We start from the raw sequence: 22,590 nt of genomic DNA, 5'->3' as shown, positions 1-22,590 counted from the left end.
TTCTAGTTTTGTGGCGATCGCGGCCGGTGTGACGACTGTCGCGAAGTGATGCCACCGTACAACGGCGGGTGGCCACTTTGTGTGTTACCGAAGGTTCCATATATGTGTATGATGCTTGCTACGGATATGTAGGAAACGCGCGACGAGTGCGGGCGCGTGCGGATCGAGGAGTACCGATGAAGCTACTTCGCAGGGCAGGGCGGCGGCCCGACACCGACCCGGGCGCGGTCGCGCTGCACGCCCGCAACGTGCGTTTCGACTGGTCGGACACTCCGCTGCGCTGGATGCCCACCGAACCCATCGCCTCGCACCTGATCAACTCGCTCAATCTGCTGCTGCCCGAAGGCGAGCGCATGTTCTGCGCCGCGTACGCCGAAGCGCTGCCGTACGTGCGGGACGAGAAGCTGCGCGAGGCGATGCTCGGGTTCATCGGTCAGGAATCGATGCACGCCGAGACGCACGACAAGGTGCTGCACGAGGTGCTCGCGGTGCACGGCATCGATCCGGAGCCCTATCTGCGGCAGGCCGAGTACCTGTTCCGCCGGACACTCGGGCCGCGTGATGTGGACGGCGTGGCCGGACGGCAGGTGCTGGTCGAGCGGCTTGCTTTCATCGCCTGCCTGGAGCACTTCTTCGCCTACCTCGGTGATTGGGTGCTCAACGCGGATCTGGAGCGGTTCGGCGCCGACCCGCGCATGGCCGACCTGTTCCGCTGGCACGGCGCCGAAGAGGTCGAGCACCGGCACGTCGCGCACGACGTTGCCGTCTACTTCGGTGCCGGCTACCTGCGCCGCGCCGGGCTGATGCTGCTGGTGTTCCCGATCTTCCTGACCTTGGTGGTGCGCGGCACCAAGTTCCTGGTCCACCAGGACCGCGATCTGCCCGATCTCGGTTACCCCCGGTTGCTGGCAAAAGTCTTCGGCGCGATGTGGCGCGGCGCGTTGCCCGGCGTCCCCTCGCTGCTGCGCAGCGCCCTGAGCACCTTCGAGCCGGGCTACCACCCGGAGACGGTCGGCTCCACCGCGCAGGCGGTGGCCTACCTGGCCAAATCCCCTGCGGCGCGGGCGATTGCCTCGTGACCGTGCCCGACCACCTGCCCGCGGATCTGTTCGGCAGGCGCGAGGTCGATCGCACCGTGCGGGTGTTCGACGCGGTCGCCTCGGCGCGATTGCGCTGGACCACGCTGGTCAACCGGCGCGAGCCCCGTCCGAAGGCGGACGACCGGCGGATGGCGCTGGTCGTCACCGAACGCCGGATCGAGGCGCACGACCAAGACGTGGTCGGCCTGCGGCTGGCCGCCCCCGACGGACGCGCGCTACCGCCTTGGCGCCCCGGCGCCCACCTCGACCTCGAACTGCCATCCGGCCGCCTGCGCCAGTACTCGCTGTGCGGCGATCCGGCCGACGTCCGCGCCTACCGGGTGGCGGTGCGCCGGATCCCGGAAGGCGGCGGTGGCTCGGTGGAGGTGCACGACTCCCTTCCGGTGGGCTCGCCGATCGTGGTGCGCGGTCCACGTAACGCGTTCCCCTTCGCCGTGCCGGGCCACGGATCTCCGGCGGCACGACTGCATTTCGTCGCGGGCGGCATCGGCGTCACGCCGATCCTGCCCATGGCCGGGCTGGCGCACCGGCTCGGCATCGAGTGGTCGATGGTGTACACCGGGCGCAGCCGCGCGACACTGCCGTTCCTGGACGAGATCGAGGGCTTCGGCGACCGCGTCGTGGTGCGCACCGACGACGAGCACGGGCTCCCCGACGCGGGCGCCCTGCTGCCCGGTGTCGGTCCCGATACCGCGATCTACAGCTGCGGTCCGGCGCCGATGATCGCCGTGATCGCCGCCGCCGTGCGGGAAATGCCCTCCGTGGAACTGCATTCCGAGCGGTTCTCGCCGCCGCCGATCGTGAACGGCAAGCCGTTCGAAATCCGATTCGCCTCCACCGGGGAGGTCGTCGAGGTCGGCGCGACGCGCACCGCGCTCGACGCCATCCTCGCGTCCCGGCCCGACCGGCCGTATTCGTGCAGGCAGGGTTTCTGCCGCACGTGCAAGGTCCGGGTGCTGGCCGGCGAACCCGACCACCGCGACAGCGTGCTCACCGCCGCCGAACGTGAGGCGGGCGCGATGCTCGTCTGCGTCTCGCGCGCCGATGGCGGACGCCTCGTGCTCGATCTGTGATCCGGCCTCCCGATCGGCCTAGGAGAATGATGACCACCACCGAAATCGCCGAACTCCCCGCGATCGAACGAACCGTGCGCAGCGGCGAATTCGACCTCGCCGTCTATGAATACGGCGACCCGGCCGCCGAGACCGTCGTGCTGGTGCACGGCTGGCCGGACACCCATCACCTCTGGGACGCGGTCGTGCCGCGGCTGGCCCGGCGATTCCACGTCGTCGCCTACGACACCCGCGGGCACGGCCGTTCCACCCGCACCCGGCGCACCGCCGACTTCCGGCTCGATCGCCTGGCCGCGGACTTCTACGCGGTCGCCGACGCGGTGAGCCCCGACCGGCCCGTGCACGTGCTCGCCCACGACTGGGGTTCGGTGCAGGTGTGGGAAGCGGTGTGCGAGCCGCGCGCCGCCACTCGGGTCGCGTCGTTCACCTCGGTGTCGGGGCCGAACCTGGACCACATCGGCAAGTGGATCCGCAACCGGCTGGCCCGTCCGACCCCGCGCAATGTGTGGCAGCCGTTCACCCAGCTGCTGTCGTCGGCCTACACCTTCTTCTTCATGACTCCCGGGCTGCCGCGCGCCGCCTTCGGCCTGGCCGGGACCGAACGCGTGTGGCAGCGGGTGGTCTCGATCATGAACGAGACCGCGCCGTCGAACGTGCGGCTCGGCCCGACCTTCCGCGCCGACATCGTCGACGGCCTGTTGATCTATCGCGCGAACATCGTGCAGCGCATGCTCGCGCCGCGCGAGCGGCACACCGAGGTGCCGGTGCAGTTGATCGTCGCCGGACGCGACGTCGCCGTGCGGCCCGCGGGATTCGACGACGAACACAAGTGGACCGGGCGGCTGTGGCGGCGGGATGTGCCAGCCGGGCACTGGATGCCGTTCTCGCATCCGGAACTACTGGCCACCGCGACCACCGAACTGATCGACACGCTCGGCGGCTCGGCGGCGCCCCGGACGCTGCGCCGCGCCGAGGTGGGTCGCACCGGGCGGCCGTTCGACGATCAGCTGGTGGTCATCACGGGCGCGGGCAGCGGTATCGGCCGCGCGACCGCGCTCGCCCTGGCCCGTCGCGGGGCCGAGATCGTGGTGTCCGACATCGATCTCGCGGCCGCGAAGGAGACCGCCGAGCTGATCGCCGCCGAACACGGTGTGGCGCATGCCTATCCGCTCGATGTCGCCGACGAAGACGAGATGCGGGCGCACGCCGCGACCGTGCTGGAGACCCACGGCGTGCCGGACATCCTGATCAACAACGCCGGAATCGGACAGGCCGGGGGATTCTTCGAGACGTCGGCGGCGGAATTCGACCGGGTGATGCGGATCAACCTCGGCGGCGTACTGAACGGCTGTCGCGCGTTCGGCCCGGCCATGGCCGAGCGCGGCCTCGGCGGGCACATCGTGAACCTCTCGAGCATGGCCGCCTACAGTCCGCAACAAGGGTTCAGCGCCTATTCCACCAGCAAGTCGGCGGTGTTCATGTTCTCCGACTGTCTACGGGCCGAAGTGGCCGGGCGCGGGATCTCGGTGCACACCATCTGCCCCGGCATCGTGCACACAGACATCGTGCGGCGCACTCGGTTCTCCGGTGTCAGCCCGGAGGAGGAGCAGCGCAAGCAGGAGCGTTACGACAGCCTCTATCGGATGCGGCGTTACGGCCCGGAGAAGGTGGCCGAGCGGATCGTGCGCGCCATCGAGGGCAATCGCAGCGTCGTGCCGGTGACGCCGGAGGCCCACCTGCAATACCACTTCGGGCGGCTCGCGCCCGCCGTCGTGCGATTCCTCGCGGCGCGGGTGAAGCTGACCTGATCAGGAGGCGAGGGCACGGGCGAGTTCGGCCTCCACGGCCACGACTCGCTCGGGCTCGACGCCCCACGGCTGCTCGACGCCGACCCGGCGGTCCAGATCCCACAGCACGCATTCCTCGCCCGGAGCCGCCACGAACGACCACGCCACCACCGTGCGGCCGAGCTGCTCCGCCATGCTGCCGTGCGAATCGACCGGCGGCCCGGCGCCTTCCGGGAAGTGGTGCAGGAAGCGGCCGTAGGCCCTCGCGCAGAACTCCGCGTAGCGCTTGGTGCACAGGATGAACCCGTGCCATGCCTCGTCCACCGCGTGCGACGGCATGCCGATCACCTGGTCGTCCCGCATGGCGGCGCCGCAGCACAGCAGCCACTGCCGCAATCCCTTGTCCACCAATTCCCGCGGCTGCCACGGGCAGGTCTTGTAGACGGCCTCGGGCAGTTCCAGCGCGTCGACGGCGGCGCGCACGATCGCCAGGTCGATCTCGCGCGCCGGAGATCTACGGAACCTGAAGTTCACCACAGTTCACTGTACGTGCGCGCCGATGGGCCGCTACCGTTCTGACATGAGCGCACTCATCCTTCTGTTCATTCTTTTGATGGTGCTGCTCCTCGTGGCGGTTCCGATCATCGTCGTGGTCGTCGTCATCCGCTCGCAGCGCAACCGGTTCCTGCCGCCGCCCCCGTATGGTGGGTGGGGCGTCGGGAATCGAAGCGGGGGATATCACGAGGGGGGTTCCACGGATCCGTTCTGGGCGGCCGGCGGCGCCGGTTTGATCGGCGGGTTCGACCAGCCGAGCGGCTGCGGGGGCGGACATCACCACCACCACGACCATCACCACCACGGCAGTAGTTGCGGTGGTGGGAGCGGTAGTGGTTGTGGTGGGGGAAGCAGTTCCAGTTGCAGCGGCGGCAGCAGTTCCAGCTGTGGCGGGGGCAGTAGCTCCAGCTGTGGCGGGGGCAGTAGTTCGAGCTGCGGCGGCGGTTCCTGACGCACGATTTGACCTCAACATGCCTTGAGGTTCCATGCTGATCTTCGTCGATGGACGGCAAGGAACGACGAAGGGTGTGTCATGAGGGCTGTACAAGCCAGTGAGTTCGGTGGGCCAGAGGTGCTCGTGGTGCGGGAGCTGCCGGAGCCTACGGCCGGGCCGGGCGAGGTGGTCGTGGACGTGGCCGCCGCGGACGTGATGTTCCTGGACACTCGGCTGCGTTCCGGCTGGGGCACCGACTTCTTCGCGATCGAGCTGCCCTACGTGCCCGGCGGCGCGATCGCCGGTGTGGTGGCGTCGGTCGGTCCCGGTGTCGATCCGTCCTGGGTCGGGAAGCGAGTGTCGACGCCCACCGCGGCCAGCGGTATCGGCGGAGGCCTGCCGATCGGCGGATACGCCGAGAAAGCACTGGCCAAGGCGGACACGCTGGTGACTTCGCCCGAGGGGCTGACCCCGGCGCAGGCCGTCGCGCTCACCCACGACGGCAGGACGGCGCTCGCCGTGTTCGACCGCGCCGCTGTCCAACCGGGGGAATGGGTGCTGATCACCGCCGCGGCCGGCGGCCTGGGCGTCCTGTTGATCCAGCTCGCCCGGGCCGCGGGCGCGAACGTGGTCGCCGCCGCGCGTGGCGCCACGAAGCTGGAACTGGCCGCGCGACTCGGCGCGACCGCGGTGGTCGACTACTCCGTGCCCGATTGGGCGGCCGAGGCGCGCGTGGCGACCGGGGGAGCGGGCGCGCACGTGGTGCTCGACGGCGCGGGCGGCGCGCTCGGCGAGGCCGCCCTCTCGGTCGTCGCGGACGGCGGGCGCTTCCTCGGATATGGCGCTGCCGCAGGGGAATTCGCCGCACTGGACCGGGACGACGCGGCGGCGCGCGGTGTCACCGTCTACGGGCTGTTCGACATCACCGGTTCGGATGTCGATTGGCAGGCGCTGGCCAGGCGCGCCCAGGACGAGGTCGCCGCGGGGCGCTTGGAGGTCGTCATCGGCCAGACCTTCCCGCTCGACGAAGCCCATCGGGCGCATGCCGCCATCGAGTCCCGAGCGGCCGTGGGGCGCACTTTGTTAACAGTGTGAACAAAGCGGCGAACTGGACAATTGACGTAGTGCGAGGTCCCGGCGACGGCGCTAGGGTGCCGGGGTGGAGACTCTGCTCGTCGTCGGTATCGTCATCGTGGTCCTCGGCTTCGTCGTCGCTGTCGTGGCGTTCGCCAGCCGGCCACCCAAGGAAGCCGAGCTATGGGACGACCGGGACGACGACTACGAGGACGACTGGGAAGAGGACTATCGCGACGACTGACCCCGCTCCGCCGGGGTCAGCACCACGACCGCGATGGGCCGCTTGGTCAGCTTCTGATAGGCGCCGTAGCGACCCTTGTTCACCTTGTCGACGAGCGCCCATCGCCGGGCGTACTCGGGATCATCCGGCAACGTCGCCCGGGCCCGCACCGTCAGTTTCCGCCGCCCGACCTGGATCTCGCACTCCGGCCGCGCCTTCAGATTCGCCAGCCACCCCGGCGGCCGCGGCGACCCGCCGTTGGACGCCGTCACCAGATAGTCCCCGCCGTCGCGCGCGTACGTCAGCGCCGAAGTCCGCTGCGCACCGGACCTACGCCCCACCGTCCGCAGCAGCAGCGTCGGATTCCCCAGCAGCAGCCGATGCCCCACCAGCCCACCGCTGTTCTCGTACACCCACTGATGCGCCTTCAGTACCTTCGTGAACAGACCGGCCATACCTGACCCTCCAGTAAGTTTCCGAAGCCTCCACCCTAAGCCAGGCGACTGGTTTCCACCCCATAGAACCCGGTAGCATCCACAACGCTCGCGGTTCCCGCGGCACGGGGCGGTAGCTCAGTCGGTTAGAGCCGTGGACTCATAATCCATTGGTCGCGGGTTCGAGCCCCGCCCGCCCCACAAATGGCCGCTGACCAGCGAGTTTGTTTCTCGCGAGAGGTTTCGATCCAGAACAGCGGCTCGGGTTCACCAATGGATTATTGCGGGAGCGCCGGTGCCATGGGGACCCCTTCAGGGCGATCACCGCAGTTTCGCTCGTGCTGTTCATGCTTACATCGCCGTCACATTGTTCAAGTTCACCTCCGACGCCAAGGGTTACGTGCCCCTGTAGCCGTAGGTGGTGATGTCTCGTTGGGGGCGGTTCGACGCGGGGGCGCTACGATCACGCCAACGTTCTGAGAGGAAATCATGACCAAGTCGACGGCCTTCGCCGCTGTGTTCTCTGCGGCCGCTGCCGCTCTGTTCTTCCTGCCCGCCGCACCCGCGTATGCCCAGTCCACGCACTGCGCCAAGGCCATCGAGCTGATCAACATCGCGATCGACACGAACGGCGGCACCCTGGACGGGGCGACGGCGGCAGCGCTGTCCGACAGACTGAGCGGGCTGGCCGATCTGGCCCAGGGCGCGGAGAAGGATGTCATCACCGCCTACGCCTACGCGCTGGTAGATGAGAACGTCACCGACCTCGACCCGTACACCGACGAACTCAATCGCGTCTGCGCCTGACGGCGACCCGGGCTGAGGGGATGCGTTGTCCTGGCCAGGATTTTCCTGGTCAGGACAGTGGTCGGAGTTTGATCGCACAATCCATTGGCCGGGCGCCAAACTGTAAGACGGGTCTGGCCGGTGCAGTCTCGGGGCAGCAGCGGGCCATTCGACAAGGCTTTACGGTTGCCTGTATGACCGATAACTTCGTTGCCTGGGCTGCGCAGCTGGCGGGGGACAATCTTGTCGGCATGTCTCGACGGTGGCGGCACGTCCAAGGCGTCGCTCGGCATGCTCGGCAGGCCGTCGATGTGGTTGACGATTCGGACCTCTTGCAGGCTGCGGCGTGGTTGCATGACATCGGCTACGCTCCATCGATTCGTAGGACTGGATTCCACCCTGTGGATGGCGCCGAGTTCCTGCGGCGTGAGGGTGCGCCGGACCGTCTGTGCGCTCTCGTCGCCAACCATTCGTGTGCTCGTGTTGAGGCGCGTAACCGCGATATAGAGATCGAATGGCCGGACGAGCAGACAGTGCTGCGTGACGCGCTGTGGTGGGCGGATATTACGACGACCCCAACCGGTGAGACGACGGATGTGCTCAGTCGCATTGCAGAGGTCCGCGAACGCTACGGCCCGGACCATGTCGTATCCAGGTCGTTGGCTGAGGCCGCGCCTGAGCTGATCGAAGCAGCTGACCGTACCGAGAAGCTGTTGCGTGAATAGTCAGCTCTTCATCGTCTGTTACGTGTAATACGGCCTCGCTGAGGGAGTTAGACCCCGCTCGATTCGAAGCGCGATCGAGGGATGGACGTCCAGAGACGAAACATCGCTCGGTACAACCCATCTGACTTCCTTCGACTCCGAACTTGTTCGGAGTTCGCCGCCGATTGGGTCGGCGCGAAAGCAGATAGAAAACTCTTGACGTACTTCACCATCGTCGTACGCAATGACGTGGTCTGGATTCGAGAATATTCCGATGAGGTCGGTGACCTTGACGTCGATCCCGGTTTCTTCTTTGACCTCTCGTATGAGCGCCTGTGTGACCGTTTCGCCCGCCTCCAGCCCGCCTCCAGGGATCGAGTAGTGATCGTTGTCGGTGCGGTGGATCATCAGGATTCTGCCCTGTGAATCGCGTACGAGGGCACTAACGGCCACCTTGATGCTGTTCGGGGTAGGAGCGTCGGGGTCGTGGAAATAGTCGGTCCGGGCCATGAACGATCACCTTTCGGGGGTCGCGTTCGACCATACGTGCTCGAAGCTGGTCATATACGTCTCGAACATGTCGCCGGCGGGCAGCTGGCGCAGATGAAGCGCTGGGGCGTGCGCGCCCGGCAGCCCGTAGACGTGCATGTTGACGATCATCTCGTTGTCGAATCGGAACACCGAGTTGTAGAGCGTCGTGTCGTGGTATCGGAGTTCGACGCTGCCGATCTCGGCCAGCGGCTCGATCAGTGCGAGTGCGTTGTTGATACGCGAGGGCACGGTGCCTGCCGCCAGACGTTCCTCGGCGCTGCGCTTGTCGGCTTCCGCTGCGGTTGGGCGACCGAACAGCAGTCGAACCTTCATCCCGTCACATGTCTTCTTGCGCAGGGTTCGCGTGAACTCGGGCTCCTCGGCGAGAAACAAACCTGCGAGCACGAGGATGTCGAGTCGTTTGCTTGTACTCGACAGCAGCCGCTTCCACAGGTCGCTTGGGATTGCACTCCGGTGTGGGTAGACCGTCAAGACTTCTGATCGTGCGACCTCGACCTTCCGTTCCGGCGCGAGTGCGTCCGGCCACAAGTAGTTCTCTGTTTCTCCGACCAGGGCGGCGACCGCATGCCGGTGCTTCGGATAGGGCACCCGGCCCTTCGTGATCCACCGCTCGACGGTCTTCGGCTCTACACCGGCCTTGTTCGCGACGTCCGGGATGTCGAGGCCAGCCTGCTGCATCGCACTGCGAAGGCGTTCGTTCGCCATTTGACTTCCAATCTAGGGACGTCTAGGGACGTCTTGAACAGTACCTGAGACGTCCGGGCAAGTCCACCTATGCGGTCCTTACGCCTGACGTCTTAACGAAAAGTAGAGAGCGGCAGAGCATTCCCTACGTTCGAAGGAACGGGCATTGATGAACAAGGCTTCTGGAGGCGACCAGCACAATGTGACGAGTTGGGGGACCAGATGAAGACATGCGAATCGCTCCGCGGCGTCACTCCTGCGGCGGTGCCGGCACGGCGAATAGTTTGCCCGAATAGGGGGCCGGAGTGGCGCACGCAGCATCGGCCCGGTGATCGCACCGCCGTGTTGCGTGCGGGTGTTGTAGGGCTCGGGCGGCAAGCGATGAATGATCATCTTCCAGCGCTTGCGGCGTCGCGCCATGTCGACCTGGTGGCCGTCTGTGACGACGATCCGACCACCGTGCACGAGCAGCAAGCAGTCTGGCAGGTGCCTGGTTTCACCGACTACCGCGAGCTGCTGCAAGAGGTCGATCTCGATTTTGTTGTGGTCTGCGTACCCCACGATGTTGGTCGCGCAGTAGTGGAGTCGGCTGCTGAGTACGGCGTGCATGTGCTCAAGGAGAAGCCGTTTGCTACCACCTTGGCCGAGGCCATTGAGCTGGCCAAGCTGTGCGAGCAATCCGGCATTGTCCTGATGGTGACGCTGCAACGGCGCTTCAACCCGATCTACACCAGCTTCCTCCAGCTGGCCGATCAGATCGGTCCGCCGTTTCTGATCGACGCCCGGTACACCATGCACATCGATGATCCGTCCGAAGGCTGGCGCGGGCAGACCGCCAAAGCGGGCGGCGGCTGCGTCATCGACATGGGCTACCACCTCATCGACCTGCTTCTGTGGTACTTCGGTCTGCCCGACAGCATCACGGCCGACCTGTCGGTGGGCGCCCGACCGGACCGGCGCTACGACGCCGAAGATACGGCGCTGGTGCACTTCTCCTACGACGGCGGCTTGTACGGTTCGCTGCTGCTCTCCCGGTTCATCGGCCCGAAAACCGAGGAAATCCGGTTGGTCGGCTCCGATGGTGTCGTGCACCTCGAGCATGGCCGTATTCGCCGGTTGACCAACAGTGGTGACGTCATCGAGTCGCTCCGGCGGGAGCAGGCCTGGCCCTCGGCTGCGGCTTGCCAGATCGACTACTTTCACCGCGTCATCGACGGCAGCAGGCCAAACCTCAGCGGTCCCGCCGACAACCTCTTTCACATGACGTTTGTTGCCGCCTGCTACGAAGCGGCACGCACGCGCACCGCGATCAATCCGAAGGAGCTTTGGTGATGTCACCTCTCGCGCTGCTCGGCGGTAGACCGGTCGTCACCGATGATGTGCCGCACTTTTCATGGCCGCCTATAACGGAGGCCACCAGGCTCGCGGTCTTCGACCAACTGGAGAATGGCATCTCGATCTACGATCGGTCCGGCATCATCGAACGACTGGAAGACGCGCTCCAGAAATACTTCGGCACCCGCTATGCCGTGCTCACCAGTTCGGGAACCGCCGCTTTGTACTCCATGTACGCGGCCTGCGGCATCGGGCCGGGTGATGAGGTGATCGTGCCCGCCTACACCTTCTTTGCCACCGCCACGCCGCTGCTCCACCTCGGTGCGACTCCGGTCCTGGCGGACTGTGACACCAAGGGCAACCTCGACCCGACTGATGTCCCTCGACGCATCACTGAGCGCACCAAGGCCATCGTGGTTACGCACATGTGGGGCATGCCTGCCCAGATCGAACGACTGGCAGCGCTCGCCGACTCCTATGGCCTGCCGTTGCTCGAAGATGCTTCCCATGCCCACGGCGCCACGGTCGACGAAATCAAGGTCGGCACATTCGGCCGGGCTGCCGCATTCAGCATGAACGGACCGAAGCCTCTGTCGGCGGGAGAAGGCGGTTTCGTTCTGACCGACGACGAAGAGATCTACTACCGCGTGCTGTTACACGGCCAGTACAACAAGCGCTGCCGAAACGAGATCCCGCCGCGCTTTCCGCTGAGCCGGTACGGCGTCACAGGAATGGGTCTCAAGCACCGCATTCATCCGCTCGGTGCGGCAGTGGCCCTACAGCAGCTGCCCCATCTCGACGACTACCTGGCCGGGCGGCAACGCATCGCCGAACATATTCGCGCCGAGCTCCATCGCGAACCGGGCATCACGATCACCTGGCAAGACCCACAGGCGCGGCCCGCGTGGTACGGGCTGACCATCTACTACGACGCCGCCTTCTTCGACAATGTTCCGATCGAACGCTTTCATGCGGCACTGCACGCCGAAGGTTGCCGCGAATTCGACCGGCCCGGATCCACCTGTCCGCTCAATTCGTTACCTGTGTTCCAGGAGCCAGGGCCACTATTCCCGGCCTTCACCGGCAGACTGGCCTACGCACCGGGGGATCACCCGCGGGCTGAGAAGCTCCACCATGCCACGCTGAAACTTCCTGTGTGGCACCGTGAGCAGGACCTTCCGCTTGTAGACCGCTACATCGAAGCGCTCCACAAAGTCATCAGCAACCACGCCGCCCTGAAAGGATGAACTCGATGATCGGACCTGCGCTGCTGGACAAGCTGGCCCAAGAAGCCGACCGTGACGGTGTGCAACAACTCGTCGTGGGTGCCGTCGTTCAACACGATGGCAAAGTACTGCTGCTGCAACGACCTGCCGACGATTTCATGGGTGGCATCTGGGAGCTGCCCAGCGGCAAGGTCGACGACGGCGAATCCCTTGATCATGCGTTGATCCGCGAAGTCAAGGAAGAGAGCGGCTTGGACGTGACCGTCATCCGAAGCTACCTCGGCGAGTTCGACTACCAGTCCGGCAGCGGGAAAAAGAGCCGACAGTTCAACTTCACGGTCGAGGTGGTCAACTCGGACAAAATAGTCTTGACCGAGCACGACGCCTACACATGGATCAAGCTGACAGAGGAACCACCGGTCACAGAAGCGGTGCAGGAAGTGCTGCGACGATTCCGAGCGTCGCACTCGGTGGGCTAAGCAACCAGGGAGTAGATCTGGTCGGCTCGGGCGGGTTGTCGAACCAGTGGACCGTAGTCGCGCTCCCGGCCGCCTTTGAGCGGAGCTGACCGAGTCCGGTCAGCTACGGGGAACGTAATCGACCGACCGGCGAACTTGATGCTCACGCAACCGTACTCGATCCAAGACGTGGTCACGGGTTCGCTCGAGTCGAGTCGCCCTCGACGTGCCACGGAATCCGAACTATGCGGCGGGAACTTGCCAACAACAGGGGACGGAAGGCACAAGGAGAATGGACGCGCTCGGTTGGATAGACCCATCGTCACCAACATCAGAATGGGACGCGGCTCAGGTGCGTCGCCTGGCGCGACGGTTGGGGTATGTGCTGCGTTGGGCAGACACGGGGTCGGTACTGGGTCTGGCTGAACAGGTCGAGTCATCCGGAGTCGACGTGGTGTTGCTCCCATCGTCCGCACACGTGGACGTGGTAACGCTGGACCGGGTGATGGCGGTTGCCGATGTCGAATGTGCGACACCGCGCGCGTCGTTCGGGCGCTGGTCACCGGTGGGCGGGGTCCGCCGGTGAGTGCGGCGCAAGTCGGACTTGTCTTCGTTATCGGCATGCCGCTCGCACTCGTCGTCGCGATGATTTTCTGGCCGTCCGACTATGACGACTGATATCAATAGTGACGAGTCGCTGGCGGGCACTGACACGCCGGGCCGAGTCTCCGCCGAGTGTTATGCCCGCGCGTCCGCTCCTCCTGGGGCGCACAAAAGCATGCGCGAGGCGGTGGGGTGCCGGTTTCTGCTCCGAGTCTTCAGTGCTGGTGATGAACTACGGTGCGGAGGGTGAAGCCGCTGGAACGCCCGGTTGTACTCGCGTTGGTCTATTCCTTCTGCTCGGTGCTTTTCGGGCCTGCCATTTATCTGGGCGGCTATCTGCTCTTGACCCAAGGGCTCATGGATTACTGCGACAGTACGGCGAACGCCGCGGAGTTCGACGCTGCGCAAGGTTTTCAAATCGCGGGTGCGGGCACCATGCTGGGTGTGGGGTGTGTCCTGTTGATCGACCTGTGGGCACATCGTCGACGTCTCTGCCGAATTCGATTCGCTCTGAGCAGCTTTGGGATTCTCGTCATGATGTTCGGGTTCGTGCTCCTCATCCTGGTGTCCGGACCCTCGGGGCAGGTTTGCTCGCCGGGATGACGCCGCACGGGCGAGGGTGGACCGTCAGTGGTTGCGTCCTCGGTAGTCGAGGCAGGCGCGGCCGTCGGTGGGTGGGGTAGTGGGGGTCATGGCTTCGGTGTAGGCGCGCAATCCTTCGGCGAGCTTGCCTGCCATGTTCTCCAGGTGTTCGGGGCGGAGGTGCTTTCCGAAGGCGGCGGCATCGAGCAGTTGCCTGCGTACGGCGTTGATCTGCGAGTAGGCGAACTGGGTGGGCTCGAGGTCCGGCATGCTCCGGCACCCTACCTCGAGTCGAACATGTTTTCGATACAAGTGGGGTGTGGGGCGTCGGACTTTCTGGCCGGGGATAGCGCTCTCGAAACCGGTGGGTTCCGCCGCAACTCCCGCACCGCCCGACTAACGTCCGGCCAGCTCGGCGACGATCGGAGCGAACCTGTCGGCGAAGTCTGCGCCGAAGACGAAGTAGGAGAAGCCGATCTCCTCCCGTCGCCGCTGGATTTCCTCGGCGGCGGCCGCCGGATCATCCGGAAGTACGGTCACCGCGTCTGCCGCGCGAAGTGCCGCAGGGTCGGTGTCGGGAGGCGCCATGTGCGGCGCGACAGTGTCACCGATGACCGGCACGGCGAGCGCGAGTTCGACGTCCCCGTCGGCGCGGAAGTCGCGTGCCAGCCGCTCGACTTCGCCCCGAGGCTGATCCCCCAGCGGGAAGGTGACCGTGTCCGCTACCTCGGCCGCCAGCGCCCGAGCCTTCGGACCGTATACGGCCATCGCCACGGGCGTGTGACGGTCGGGGCCGTCGAGATCTCGCAGCCTCGTGACGGTCTCACGGACCTGTGCCAGCCGCTCGTTCGGCGGCGGTACGGCGGGCACTCCCTTGTCGCGGAGCTCGTCCTCGATTCCCGGTCTGCCGGTGCCGATGCCCATCTCGAAGCGACCGTCGGTCAGTAGCGACAGCGAGTGCGCTTCCCACGCCGTCAGCCAGGCCGGGCGTAGCGGAGAGGCGTACACCCACGTGCCCACGCGCAGGTCGGTCAGGGCCGCGACGGTGGCCAGCATGGGACCGGGCGCCGGTTGCGTCAGCGGGAAGTCGGGCACCAGCAGCGTCGAGTAGCCGCTGTCGGCGATGCGGCGCACGCGATCTCGCCACGTCGGCAGGTCGGTTCTGAGCGGGGCAACGACCCCGAATCGAAACGGTCTCGTCATGTCCGGACTCCTGTCATTCGGTCTCTCCAGAGGAATCGACGACGGATCCATCCGAAATTCATCGGTGCAGCCGAGATCGTGTGCACGCTCCCGCGAACGCCCCGAACTCGGCATTACCGAGCGGTCGCGAGTGACAGCCGTGTGACCAGGAAGATCTTGCCAGACGAGTTGACGCAAGACGGCGGTACACAGGTGTCCGCTCGGCCGACGTTCCCGCTGTGACCAGGGTTGACACCGTGTCAGTGGACGTGTCAGGCCGGTATCAGGCCCGTGTCAGCCATCCTGGCGACAGTTGTCCACATGAACAGCACAGCGATCGCGGCTTCCGGGCTGCGGAAGGCATACGGGGACAAGACGATCCTCGACGGCATCGATTTGAATATCGGTGCAGGGACGATTTTCTCGCTGCTCGGTCCGAACGGGGCGGGTAAGACGACGACGGTGAACGTGCTGACCACGCTGCTGAAGGCCGATGGCGGCACGGCGCGGGTGGGCGGGCACGATATCGCGACCGAGCCCAAAGCGGTGCGCGCGGCGATCGGGGTCACCGGTCAGTTCGCGGCGGTGGACGATCTGCTGACGGGGGAGGAGAACCTCTGGCTGATGGCGGATCTGCATCATCTGCGGGCCGCCGAGGGCAAGCGGGTGGTCGCCGAATTGCTGGAACGGTTCGATCTGGTGGAATCGGCGCGAAAGCAGGCGTCGACCTACTCCGGGGGTATGCGCCGGAAATTGGACCTGGCGATGACGCTGGTCACCAAGCCGGCCATCGTTTTCCTGGACGAGCCGACGACCGGACTGGATCCGCGCAGCCGTCGCACCATGTGGGAAATCGTCCGGGAGTTGACGGACGGCGGTGTCACGATCTTCCTCACCACCCAGTACCTCGAGGAAGCCGATCAGCTGGCCGACCGGATCGCGGTGCTCGACCAGGGCCGCATCGTCGGCGAAGGCACACCCGAGGAACTCAAGCGCCGCGTGCCCGGCAGCCACATCCGGCTCCGGTTCGCCGACGTCACGGCGCTCGACGCGGCGGCGCGGATCCTGCCCGGGGCCACCCGCGACGACGAGGCTCTGACCTTGCGGGTCGCGGGCGACGGCGGCACGAAATCACTGCGGGACCTGCTGGACCGGCTCGCCGAACACTCGATCGACGCCGACGAGGTCTCCGTCCACACCCCCGACCTCGACGACGTTTTCCTTTCCCTGACCGGTCACGCCACCACGGAGGCTGTCGCACAATGAGCACCATTTCCGCACCGCTGGCCGATTCGTCGATCATGTTGCGTCGCAACTTCAAGCACATCGCCCGGAGTCCGGTCACCATATTCAACGCGGCTTTCATGCCGGTCGTGATGATGCTGATCTTCGTGTACGTGTTCGGCAACGCGTTCGATGTCGGCGAACAGTACATCAACTACGCGACACCGGGCATGATCCTGCTGGCCATCAGTTACGGGTTGTCCGGCACCGCGGTATCGGTGAGTTCCGATATGGCGAAGGGCATCATCAACCGTTTCAAGGTCATGGACGTCTCCCGCAGCGCCGTACTGACCGGCCATGTCGTGGCCACCGTTCTGACCAATGTGATAGCCATCGCGGCCGTCCTCGGTGTGGCATTCCTGCTGGGCTTCCGGTCGTCGGCGACCGCACTCCACTGGCTCGGCGCGATCGGCATCATGGCGGCCACATCGTTCGCGGCCTCCTGGCTCACGGTCGCACTCGGCATGGCCGCGAAGACTCCGGAATCCGCGGGCATGACCGTGGTGCCGCTGATCATGCTGCCGTTCGTGAGCAGCGCGATCGTGCCCGCCGACCAGATGGGACAGGGTATCCGGCAGTTCGCCCGGTATCAGCCCTTCACGCCGATCATCGAAGCCTTGCGTGGGTTTCTCGGCGGCCATCCTTCCGGCGGCTACACGGCGGCCGCGCTCGCCTGGTGCGCCGGGTTCGCCCTGGTCGGATACCTGTGGTCGCGGGCCACGTTCAACAAGCGCGCGTAGTCGCCGGCTGACCGCGCTGATCGGGGCGCGTCCGCGATGCGCCGAAAGCGCGTCACCGGCCGGGTCCGCCATTCATTTCACATACCGAACAATTTCGAGGAGACAGCCATGCCCACGTTCGAGACACCGAAGCCGATCGTCGTCACCGTCGACGTGCTCTCCGGCAACGTCACTGTGATCGCCTCCGACCGTACCGACACCGTCGTCGAGGTCCGGCCGGCCGATGGGTCCAGAAAGGGTGACGTGCGCGCCGCCGAGCAGACCGAGGTCGCTTTCACCGCAGGCGCATTGACCGTGAAGACGCCGAAAGACTGGCGGACCTACAGCCCGTTCGGCGGCAACCCGTCGATCGAGGTGACCATCGAGGTACCGACCGGCTCCCGGCTGAAGGGCACGGCCGCTGTGGGCCGATTGCAGGGCACCGGCGAACTCGGCGAGTGCGACCTGGAGGTATCCGCCGGCGACATCACCGTCGAGCGCCCGGGCGGTTCGGTGACCGCGAAAACCGCCAAAGGCGACATCCGCATCGGCGAAGCCTCCCGCGGCGTGCTCCGGTTGGAGACATCCATGGGTGAGCTGGAGGTGGGTATCAGCCCGGGCAGCGCGGCGCGGCTGGAAGCCAACGCGCTCTCCGGCGCCGTGCAGAACCTGATGCGACCGGTCGACCGGTCGCAAGGCAAGGAGGACACCGTGGAGGTGTACGCACGTAACTCCTACGGCAACATCATCATCCGGCACGCCACCGCCGCCTAGCTCATCCAGCTCAGCAGCCCGGTCATCTCCACGGACACCCGCACCCCACGTCAGCGTGGTGAACACCGCACCCCGGTGCACGACTCCATGTCGGGTCGTGCACCGGGGTGCGGCCGTTTTCCGCCATGCTCAACCAGCGAGCGTGGTCGCGACCAGATCACTCCAATTCCCCTGCGCACCTTCCCTCGTCGCCTCGGTGAACCGTGCTGCTCCGAGGCGATGTCGTGCTGTCTGCTCGATCCGAGCCACATCCGGTTGAGAACGATCGGGCAGTCCGCGTACTGCGGCACTCGCCGCGAGCAGTCGCACGGCCTGTTCGTCCTGGCCGTCGCGCAGGGCAAGATCCGCGACGCCGACGAGGATTTGGGCGATGAGGGGCGCGTAGCCCGCCGCGGACGCCGCCTGGAAGGCCGCGGCACGGTGTTCGCGCGCTTCGTCGAGACCCTCCGCGAGGTAACCGAGCAGGTCGTGTGTCACCGCCTTGACGTAAACTTGCTCCGCGTCGCTGCCCAGCATGGTCGTCGCGAGGTCGATCTCCCGGCGCGCCTGCGCGGTGTCGCCGTTCCAATGGGCCAGTTGCGCCTTCGCGAAGGCGAGTTCGGCCAGTGCGTTCTGCCAGGCTGACCGGTCGGCGTACCGCTGCCCCTCGGCGATGGCGGCCGCGCTCGCCTCCGCATCACCCAGCAGCCAGTACAGCTGAGCCTGCCTGGCCCGCATCAGGAAGACGTCCTCGATCGCGCCGACTTCGGTGACCACCGCGATCGCCTGGTCGAGGTGTTCGCACGCGGCGGCGAACTCGCCGCGCATGGCGATTCGATTCGCCAGTTCGGTCAGCGCGAACGACATTCCCCAGCGCTCGCCGATGGCCCGGAACTCGGCGAGCGCCGTCTCGAGATACGTGTCCGCCTCCCGGCCCTCCTGGCCGAGCGCGATCCGCGCCTTGCCCAGTTGGAGCCGGGCCAGCGCCCGCACCCAGGGATCGTCGTCGGCGAGCAGCGGTTCGAACGCGGGCAGCAGCGCGTCGGGCCCCTGCAACATGCGTTCCATCGCGGCGACGAACCCCAGCAGGGGGTATCGGCTCTTGCTGCGCCGGCTGAATCGGTATGCCTGGCGGATCCATTCCTCCACTTGGTGCTCGTCGGTCGGTCCGGAGTTCATGAAGTGCACGACCAGTCCGTACACCCTGGCGCGGATCTCGTCGTCCACTTCGCCGGGCAGCTCGGCGGCCGCGGTGATCAGCTCCATGCCTTCGGCCTTGTGCCCGCTGAGCCACCAGTACCAGCCCGTGGCCGCCGCGAGCCGCATCGCCTCGGCCGCGTCGCCCGCCGCGAGCGCGCCACGCATCGCGACGGCGATGTTGTCGTGCTCGGCTTCCAGCGCGGCGAGCCACTCCAATTGCTCGGCGCGGCGCAGGTGCGGCTCCGCGCTGTCGGCGAGTCCGGTGAAGTACGCGAGATGGGCCCGGCGCACCGCGTCCGATTCCCCCGCCTCCACGAGCCGGTCGAGGGCGTACTGCTTGATCGTGTCGAGCATCCGATAGCGCGGTCCGCCGTCCCCGGCGGTGAGCAGCGATTTCTCGGTCAGCGCGGTGAGCAGCTCGAGCATCTCCCATTGCTCGACCACCACGTTCTTCGCGCCCGCCTGCCCTTCGGGCCCGCCCTCCGTGCCCGCGCAAACCTGCTCGGCCGCTTCCAGGCTCGCGCCGCCGGAGAACACCGCGAGTCTGCGCAGGACCATCCGTTCGGCGTCGGTGAGCAGCTCCCAGCTCCAGTCGACCACCGCGCGCAGTGTCCGATGCTGCGGAAGCGCGGTACGGCTGCCGCCGGTCAGCAGGCGGAACCGGTCGTCGAGGCGGTCGGCGAGCTGATCGAGGGACATGGTGCGCAGCCTGGCCGCGGCCAATTCGATCGCCAGCGGTATTCCGTCGAGCGCCCGGCAGACGTGCGCCATGGTCGACAATGCGCGGGCATCGGCCGCGAGATCCTTGCGCACCGCACCGGCCCGGTCGCGCAACAGCTGAACGGCCGGGGAGGACTCGATCTCGTCCGGGCCCGCGTTCTCGGTGGGCAACGCCAGCGGCTCGACCTGCCATATCGCCTCACCCGTGATGCCGAGTGGTTCTCTGCTCGTCGCGAGGATCCGCAGCCGGTGACACTCGCCGAGCAGCCGGTGCGCGAACGCCGCCGCGGACTCGATCACGTGCTCACAGTTGTCCAGGATCAGCAGCGTTTCGCGCTCGCGGATCGCGGCGACGAGCCGGTCCATCGGCTCCGCGTTCGGTGTGCCGCCGAGCAGTGCGTCTCGCAGCCCGAGCGCGGCTAGCGCCGACTGCGACACGTCACCACTCGCGCCGACCGACGCCAGCTCCACCAGCCATGCCCCGTCCGGTAAGTCGTCGAGCATGGTCCGCGCGGTTTCCAGGGCCAGCCTGGTCTTGCCGGAACCGCCGGGCCCGGTCAACGTGGTGAGCCGATGGTCGGCGATGAGTTCGCGCACGACGGCGACGTCGGCGTATTTGCCCACGAACTTGGTCAACTCGGCCCGCAGGTTCGTCCTGCGGTCGGTTTCCCGCGCGCCCACTTCGCCGCGCAGCAGCGCGACGTGCAGTGCGGAGAGTTCCGGCGAGGGGTCCACGCCCAACTCGTCGGCGAGTGCCTCCCGGGCCTGCTGGTACACGACCAGTGCCTCGTTGCCGCGACCCGCGGCGCCGAGCGCGCGCATCAGCGCGGCGACGAGCCGTTCCCGCACCGGGTGCCGGGCCACCAGTTCGGTCAGTTCGGCCACCAGTTCCTGACCCCGGCCGAGGCGGATCTCCGCTTCGTACAGATCTTCCATGGCGGCCAGGCGCAGCCCCTCGAGCCGGGTGACCACCGCGTCCAATGCTTCGCTGTCCTGGATACCGATGTCCTGCATCGGCGCACCCCGCCACAGGTCGACGGCCTCGCGCAGCAGCCCGGCCTGCCGCGCGTCCGCACCGCCGCGTGCCTGGTCGAGAAGCTGTTCGAATCGCACGGCGTCGACAGCGCCGGGTTCCACCGTCAGCCGGTAGCCGCCCGCCTGCGCGTCGAGCAACCCGTCCGGCAGCACCCTGCGCAGCCGGGAGACCAGCGCCTGCAAGGCATTCGCGGCGTCGGAGGGTGGCTGTGCACCCCAGATCCAGTCGACCAGCGTTGTTTTGGCGACCACGCGACCGGGTTCGAGCGCGAGGGCGATCAACAGGGCCCGCAACCGAGCGCCCGGCACCTCGATCGATCCGCCGTCGTCTAGTCGGATCTCGAGCGGTCCAAGCATCCCGATTCGCACCGGCCCATTCTGCCGTGGACGATCGGCAGTCGGCGGGCCGCCCGTCCCTGGAGTGATAACCGGTCCGATGGCATCGACCGTCAACGACCCGGCAGTTTTCCCGACCGTCGAACACCGTGTCAGCGGACGTGTCAGGTCGGTGTCAGGGCGGTATCAGCCGGGCCGCCGACAGTATCCCTGTGAATAGTTCAGCGATTGCAGGTGGCGGCATGCGCTCCCTGCCCCTCACCCGGGGTTACCAGTGGAACTGAGGGTGGACCGCGAGCGCTGCATCAGCGCAGGCATGTGCGCACTGACCGCCCCCGAAGTGTTCGACCAGGACACCGAGGACGGTCGGGTGGTGCTGCTGAACCGCACGCCCGTGCCCGACCAGGGATCTGCGGTCGGCGAGGCCGCACAGGTGTGCCCGTCCGGCGCGATCACCCTTGTCTCCGGCGACTAGTCCACAACTCCGGCACAACACCCGCAACAGAGGAAACCTGATGACTCGAGCAGTTCCCATCCCGAACGGCCTCCCCATGGAGCGCGACGCCGGCCCCTTCGACCCGCCCCGCGAAATCACCCGGCTGCGCGAGACCCGCCCGGTCTGCCCCTTGATCTTCCCGGACGGTCACGAGGGCTGGCTCGTCACCGGCTACGACGCGGTCCGCAGGCTCATGGCCGACACCCGGTTCAGCTCTCGCCAGGACATCGGCATTCTCCACGTGCCGTACCAGACCCCCGGCATGCCCGCCGCTACCGAACCGTCCCCGCAGGTGCCGGGCTTGTTCGTCGCCATGGACCCGCCGGACCACACCCGGCTGCGGCGCAAGCTGACCGGCGCCTTCACCGTCAAACGCATGAAGCAGCTCGAAGAGCGCATCATCGAGATCACCGAACGGCAACTGGACGAGATGGCGCGGCTGACCCCGCCGGTCGACCTGGTCGAGGCGTTCGCGCTGCCGGTGCCCTCGCTGGTGATCTGCGAGCTGCTCGGCGTCCCCTACGCCGATCGGGAGACCTTCCAGGTCAACTCCGCCAAATTCCTGGTCAAGGAACAGCCGCTGGAAGAGAAGATGGCCGCCTACGGTGCGATGACCACGTACCTGGCCGGACTGGTCACCCGCAAACGCGCCGAACCCGGCGAGGACATCCTGTCCGATCTCACTCGCCACGACGACCTCACCATCGAGGAGCTGACCGGCGTCGCCTTCCTGCTGCTGCTCGCGGGCCACGAGACCACCGCCAACATGCTGGCCTTGGGCACCTTCGCGCTCCTGGAGCACCCCGAACAGCTGGCGCAACTGCGCGCCGACCCGGATCTGGTGCCCGGCGCCGTCGAGGAATTGCTGCGCTACCTGTCCGTCGCCGACATCTTCTACCGCTACGCCACCGACGACATCGAACTCGGCGGCGAGACGATCGGCAAGGGCTCGACCGTCGTCGTCTCGCTGCTGGCCGCCAACCACGACCCCCAGCGCTTCGACAACCCCGACACCCTGGACATCCACCGCACGGCCCGCGGGCATCTGTCCTTCGGCCACGGCATCCATCAATGCTTGGGCCAGCAATTGGCCCGCATCGAGATGCGCGCCGGTTTCGCCGGTCTGCTGCGCCGCTTTCCGACCCTCGAGCTGGCCATCCCCGCAGGCGAAGTGAAACTCCGGACCGACATGAATATCTACGGCGTCCACGAACTGCCGGTCACCTGGACGGAAACGGCCCGGTAAACGGAAGAAC

At 66.6% G+C, this 22,590-nt stretch carries 25 protein-coding genes and 1 tRNA gene; 18 read left to right on the top strand and 8 right to left on the bottom strand.

Annotated elements, in window-relative coordinates; genetic code table 11:
- The first annotated feature begins 176 nt into the window (after positions 1-176).
- Genes NG1_RS09625 through NG1_RS09615 form a run of 3 tightly spaced genes read left to right on the top strand, consistent with a single transcriptional unit; the run spans position 177 to position 3,981 of the window.
- Positions 177-1,079, top strand: coding sequence for a metal-dependent hydrolase (locus tag NG1_RS09625; RefSeq protein ID WP_062969701.1), 903 nt, complete (start codon positions 177-179; stop codon positions 1,077-1,079).
- Positions 1,076-2,173: a PDR/VanB family oxidoreductase gene (locus NG1_RS09620; protein ID WP_062969700.1), complete on the top strand. Its 1,098-nt coding sequence runs from the start codon at positions 1,076-1,078 to the stop codon at positions 2,171-2,173. The genes NG1_RS09625 and NG1_RS09620 overlap by 4 nt, the downstream gene beginning before the upstream one ends.
- A gap of 26 nt (positions 2,174-2,199) precedes the next feature.
- Positions 2,200-3,981 carry an SDR family oxidoreductase gene (locus NG1_RS09615; RefSeq protein ID WP_062969699.1) on the top strand — a complete coding sequence of 594 codons (1,782 nt, stop codon included), beginning with the start codon at positions 2,200-2,202 and terminating at the stop codon, positions 3,979-3,981.
- On the opposite strand, the gene NG1_RS09610 is transcribed toward NG1_RS09615, so the two are convergent.
- Together NG1_RS09610 and NG1_RS37725 are read right to left on the bottom strand one after the other, a co-directional pair.
- Positions 3,982-4,497 (bottom strand): UCP032817 domain-containing protein, encoded by a 516-nt coding sequence (locus NG1_RS09610; RefSeq protein ID WP_062969698.1) that lies wholly within the window; start codon positions 4,495-4,497, stop codon positions 3,982-3,984. It lies immediately after the preceding gene.
- A gap of 312 nt (positions 4,498-4,809) precedes the next feature.
- Positions 4,810-4,971 carry a hypothetical protein gene (locus tag NG1_RS37725; protein ID WP_174315423.1) on the bottom strand — a complete coding sequence of 54 codons (162 nt, stop codon included), beginning with the start codon at positions 4,969-4,971 and terminating at the stop codon, positions 4,810-4,812.
- Positions 4,972-5,047: 76 nt separating this feature from the next.
- Here NG1_RS37725 and NG1_RS09605 point away from each other — a divergent pair, with 76 nt between their 5' ends.
- Positions 5,048-6,043: a zinc-binding dehydrogenase gene (locus tag NG1_RS09605; RefSeq protein ID WP_062969697.1), complete on the top strand. Its 996-nt coding sequence runs from the start codon at positions 5,048-5,050 to the stop codon at positions 6,041-6,043.
- Positions 6,044-6,107: 64 nt separating this feature from the next.
- Positions 6,108-6,266 (top strand): hypothetical protein, encoded by a 159-nt coding sequence (locus tag NG1_RS36530; RefSeq protein WP_157113944.1) that lies wholly within the window; start codon positions 6,108-6,110, stop codon positions 6,264-6,266.
- Here the strand turns inward: NG1_RS36530 and NG1_RS09600 are convergent.
- A complete protein-coding gene (locus tag NG1_RS09600) occupies positions 6,251-6,700 on the bottom strand; it encodes a nitroreductase/quinone reductase family protein (RefSeq protein ID WP_062969696.1) in 450 nt (149 codons plus the stop codon). The two genes, NG1_RS36530 and NG1_RS09600, sit on opposite strands and share 16 nt — an antisense overlap.
- A 106-nt stretch (positions 6,701-6,806) precedes the next feature.
- On the opposite strand from NG1_RS09600, the gene NG1_RS09595 reads away from it, so the two are divergent.
- The 3 genes from NG1_RS09595 to NG1_RS09585 all read left to right on the top strand — a co-directional run bounded on the left by NG1_RS09595 (position 6,807) and on the right by NG1_RS09585 (position 8,190).
- A tRNA-Ile gene (locus NG1_RS09595) sits at positions 6,807-6,880 on the top strand.
- Positions 6,881-7,168: 288 nt separating this feature from the next.
- Positions 7,169-7,486: a hypothetical protein gene (locus NG1_RS09590; protein WP_062969695.1), complete on the top strand. Its 318-nt coding sequence runs from the start codon at positions 7,169-7,171 to the stop codon at positions 7,484-7,486.
- Positions 7,487-7,659: 173 nt separating this feature from the next.
- On the top strand, positions 7,660-8,190 hold the full coding sequence (locus tag NG1_RS09585; protein ID WP_063910304.1) for an HD domain-containing protein: 531 nt from the start codon (positions 7,660-7,662) through the stop codon (positions 8,188-8,190).
- Positions 8,191-8,208: 18 nt separating this feature from the next.
- On the opposite strand, the gene NG1_RS09580 is transcribed toward NG1_RS09585, so the two are convergent.
- On the bottom strand, positions 8,209-8,679 hold the full coding sequence (locus NG1_RS09580) for an NUDIX hydrolase (protein ID WP_062969694.1): 471 nt from the start codon (positions 8,677-8,679) through the stop codon (positions 8,209-8,211).
- Positions 8,680-8,685: 6 nt separating this feature from the next.
- Positions 8,686-9,426: a helix-turn-helix domain-containing protein gene (locus NG1_RS09575; RefSeq protein WP_062969693.1), complete on the bottom strand. Its 741-nt coding sequence runs from the start codon at positions 9,424-9,426 to the stop codon at positions 8,686-8,688.
- A 201-nt stretch (positions 9,427-9,627) separates the two neighbouring features.
- On the opposite strand from NG1_RS09575, the gene NG1_RS09570 reads away from it, so the two are divergent.
- The 5 genes from NG1_RS09570 to NG1_RS09555 all read left to right on the top strand — a co-directional run bounded on the left by NG1_RS09570 (position 9,628) and on the right by NG1_RS09555 (position 13,630).
- Positions 9,628-10,737: a Gfo/Idh/MocA family protein gene (locus tag NG1_RS09570; RefSeq protein ID WP_084498806.1), complete on the top strand. Its 1,110-nt coding sequence runs from the start codon at positions 9,628-9,630 to the stop codon at positions 10,735-10,737.
- The gene (locus tag NG1_RS09565) at positions 10,737-11,987 is read left to right on the top strand and encodes a DegT/DnrJ/EryC1/StrS family aminotransferase (RefSeq protein ID WP_210750285.1); all 1,251 of its coding nucleotides are present in this window, start codon (positions 10,737-10,739) and stop codon (positions 11,985-11,987) included. Before NG1_RS09570 ends, NG1_RS09565 begins: the two co-directional genes overlap by 1 nt.
- A 5-nt stretch (positions 11,988-11,992) precedes the next feature.
- A complete protein-coding gene (locus tag NG1_RS09560) occupies positions 11,993-12,445 on the top strand; it encodes an NUDIX domain-containing protein (RefSeq protein ID WP_062969791.1) in 453 nt (150 codons plus the stop codon).
- Positions 12,446-12,949: 504 nt separating this feature from the next.
- Positions 12,950-13,102, top strand: a complete 153-nt coding sequence (locus NG1_RS36525; protein ID WP_157113943.1) for a hypothetical protein — start codon at positions 12,950-12,952, stop codon at positions 13,100-13,102.
- 171 nt (positions 13,103-13,273) lie between these two features.
- Positions 13,274-13,630, top strand: coding sequence for a hypothetical protein (locus NG1_RS09555; protein WP_157113942.1), 357 nt, complete (start codon positions 13,274-13,276; stop codon positions 13,628-13,630).
- A gap of 24 nt (positions 13,631-13,654) precedes the next feature.
- Here the strand turns inward: NG1_RS09555 and NG1_RS09550 are convergent, their stop codons facing one another.
- Entirely contained in the window at positions 13,655-13,879 is a 225-nt protein-coding gene (locus NG1_RS09550) for a DUF6374 family protein (RefSeq protein ID WP_040865689.1), read from the bottom strand.
- 126 nt (positions 13,880-14,005) lie between these two features.
- Entirely contained in the window at positions 14,006-14,812 is an 807-nt protein-coding gene (locus tag NG1_RS09545) for an LLM class flavin-dependent oxidoreductase (RefSeq protein WP_062969690.1), read from the bottom strand.
- A gap of 300 nt (positions 14,813-15,112) precedes the next feature.
- Here NG1_RS09545 and NG1_RS09540 point away from each other — a divergent pair, with 300 nt between their 5' ends.
- The 3 genes from NG1_RS09540 (at position 15,113) to NG1_RS09530 (ending at position 17,568) form a co-directional block, all read left to right on the top strand.
- Positions 15,113-16,057: an ATP-binding cassette domain-containing protein gene (locus NG1_RS09540; RefSeq protein WP_062969689.1), complete on the top strand. Its 945-nt coding sequence runs from the start codon at positions 15,113-15,115 to the stop codon at positions 16,055-16,057.
- Positions 16,054-16,815 (top strand): ABC transporter permease, encoded by a 762-nt coding sequence (locus NG1_RS09535; RefSeq protein ID WP_062969688.1) that lies wholly within the window; start codon positions 16,054-16,056, stop codon positions 16,813-16,815. The genes NG1_RS09540 and NG1_RS09535 overlap by 4 nt, the downstream gene beginning before the upstream one ends.
- Before the next feature lie 108 nt (positions 16,816-16,923).
- On the top strand, positions 16,924-17,568 hold the full coding sequence (locus NG1_RS09530) for a DUF4097 family beta strand repeat-containing protein (RefSeq protein ID WP_062969687.1): 645 nt from the start codon (positions 16,924-16,926) through the stop codon (positions 17,566-17,568).
- Positions 17,569-17,697: 129 nt separating this feature from the next.
- Here the strand turns inward: NG1_RS09530 and NG1_RS09525 are convergent, their stop codons facing one another.
- On the bottom strand, positions 17,698-20,859 hold the full coding sequence (locus NG1_RS09525) for an ATP-binding protein (protein WP_210750239.1): 3,162 nt from the start codon (positions 20,857-20,859) through the stop codon (positions 17,698-17,700).
- Between the two features lie 253 nt (positions 20,860-21,112).
- Between NG1_RS09525 and NG1_RS09520 the strand changes: the two genes are divergently transcribed.
- Both NG1_RS09520 and NG1_RS09515 read left to right on the top strand, forming a co-directional pair.
- Positions 21,113-21,313 carry a ferredoxin gene (locus tag NG1_RS09520; RefSeq protein ID WP_062969685.1) on the top strand — a complete coding sequence of 67 codons (201 nt, stop codon included), beginning with the start codon at positions 21,113-21,115 and terminating at the stop codon, positions 21,311-21,313.
- Between the two features lie 40 nt (positions 21,314-21,353).
- Positions 21,354-22,580: a cytochrome P450 gene (locus NG1_RS09515; protein WP_062969684.1), complete on the top strand. Its 1,227-nt coding sequence runs from the start codon at positions 21,354-21,356 to the stop codon at positions 22,578-22,580.
- The last annotated feature ends 10 nt before the right edge of the window (positions 22,581-22,590 follow it).

Source organism: Nocardia gamkensis NBRC 108242, assembly GCF_001612985.1.
GTDB classification, from domain to species: Bacteria; Actinomycetota; Actinomycetes; order Mycobacteriales; family Mycobacteriaceae; genus Nocardia; species Nocardia gamkensis.
This window is presented reverse-complemented; position numbering and strand designations above follow the sequence as displayed.

What these genes read in the sequence shown, in the direction of transcription:
- NG1_RS09550 (WP_040865689.1), bottom strand. Translation starts at nt 13,879, where the DNA reads ATGCCGGACCTCGAGCCCACCCAGTTCGCCTACTCGCAGATCAACGCC.
- NG1_RS09515 (WP_062969684.1), top strand. Translation starts at nt 21,354, where the DNA reads ATGACTCGAGCAGTTCCCATCCCGAACGGCCTCCCCATGGAGCGCGAC.
- NG1_RS09540 (WP_062969689.1), top strand. Translation starts at nt 15,113, where the DNA reads ATGAACAGCACAGCGATCGCGGCTTCCGGGCTGCGGAAGGCATACGGG.
- NG1_RS09585 (WP_063910304.1), top strand. Translation starts at nt 7,660, where the DNA reads ATGACCGATAACTTCGTTGCCTGGGCTGCGCAGCTGGCGGGGGACAAT.
- NG1_RS09575 (WP_062969693.1), bottom strand. Translation starts at nt 9,426, where the DNA reads ATGGCGAACGAACGCCTTCGCAGTGCGATGCAGCAGGCTGGCCTCGAC.
- NG1_RS09525 (WP_210750239.1), bottom strand. Translation starts at nt 20,859, where the DNA reads ATGCTTGGACCGCTCGAGATCCGACTAGACGACGGCGGATCGATCGAG.
- NG1_RS09545 (WP_062969690.1), bottom strand. Translation starts at nt 14,812, where the DNA reads ATGACGAGACCGTTTCGATTCGGGGTCGTTGCCCCGCTCAGAACCGAC.
- NG1_RS09570 (WP_084498806.1), top strand. Translation starts at nt 9,628, where the DNA reads ATGAAGACATGCGAATCGCTCCGCGGCGTCACTCCTGCGGCGGTGCCG.
- NG1_RS09580 (WP_062969694.1), bottom strand. Translation starts at nt 8,679, where the DNA reads ATGGCCCGGACCGACTATTTCCACGACCCCGACGCTCCTACCCCGAAC.
- NG1_RS09565 (WP_210750285.1), top strand. Translation starts at nt 10,737, where the DNA reads ATGTCACCTCTCGCGCTGCTCGGCGGTAGACCGGTCGTCACCGATGAT.
- NG1_RS09535 (WP_062969688.1), top strand. Translation starts at nt 16,054, where the DNA reads ATGAGCACCATTTCCGCACCGCTGGCCGATTCGTCGATCATGTTGCGT.
- NG1_RS09560 (WP_062969791.1), top strand. Translation starts at nt 11,993, where the DNA reads ATGATCGGACCTGCGCTGCTGGACAAGCTGGCCCAAGAAGCCGACCGT.
- NG1_RS09625 (WP_062969701.1), top strand. Translation starts at nt 177, where the DNA reads ATGAAGCTACTTCGCAGGGCAGGGCGGCGGCCCGACACCGACCCGGGC.
- NG1_RS09530 (WP_062969687.1), top strand. Translation starts at nt 16,924, where the DNA reads ATGCCCACGTTCGAGACACCGAAGCCGATCGTCGTCACCGTCGACGTG.
- NG1_RS09600 (WP_062969696.1), bottom strand. Translation starts at nt 6,700, where the DNA reads ATGGCCGGTCTGTTCACGAAGGTACTGAAGGCGCATCAGTGGGTGTAC.
- NG1_RS09615 (WP_062969699.1), top strand. Translation starts at nt 2,200, where the DNA reads ATGATGACCACCACCGAAATCGCCGAACTCCCCGCGATCGAACGAACC.
- NG1_RS09605 (WP_062969697.1), top strand. Translation starts at nt 5,048, where the DNA reads ATGAGGGCTGTACAAGCCAGTGAGTTCGGTGGGCCAGAGGTGCTCGTG.
- NG1_RS09590 (WP_062969695.1), top strand. Translation starts at nt 7,169, where the DNA reads ATGACCAAGTCGACGGCCTTCGCCGCTGTGTTCTCTGCGGCCGCTGCC.
- NG1_RS36525 (WP_157113943.1), top strand. Translation starts at nt 12,950, where the DNA reads ATGTGCGACACCGCGCGCGTCGTTCGGGCGCTGGTCACCGGTGGGCGG.